A 450-nucleotide genomic window follows, 5' to 3' on the forward strand; every position below is an offset into this window, starting at 1 on the left:
GTCATTTCCTACCTCCAAAGCCGTGTCCAAGAGCTGTGTGGGCGATCACACATACGCAAACGTTCAGGTTGAGGTTACCGTTACGTTATGACCGCCGATCAGGTTGATGCCCGTCCCACACTCGCCTCGGCGCTGGTGACGGCGATCGATCATGTCGGTATCGCCGTTCCCGATCTGGATGCCGCCGCCAAGTGGTACCACGACAACCTCGGCATGATCGTCCTCCACGAGGAGATCAACGAAGAGCAGGGTGTACGCGAGGCGATGCTCTCGGTGCGCGGCGCGCCCAAGGGCAGTGCCCAGATCCAGCTGCTGGCCCCGCTGGACGAGAAGTCGACGATCGCCAAGTTCATCGACCGCAGCGGCCCCGGCCTGCAGCAACTGGCCTACCGGACCAGCGACATCGACGCACTGAGTGAGCGCCTGCGCAGCCAGGGCGTGCGGCTGCTC

At 63.3% G+C, this 450-nt stretch carries 1 protein-coding gene; it reads left to right on the plus strand.

The features are described 5' to 3' along the window. Positions 1-87: 87 nt before the first annotated feature. Positions 88-450: VOC family protein (locus V2J85_RS40695; protein ID WP_330824403.1), on the plus strand; the 363-nt coding region annotated here is incomplete at its 3' end.

The sequence above is a fragment of the Streptomyces bugieae genome, from assembly GCF_036352915.1.
GTDB classification, from domain to species: Bacteria; Actinomycetota; Actinomycetes; order Streptomycetales; family Streptomycetaceae; genus Streptomyces; species Streptomyces endophytica.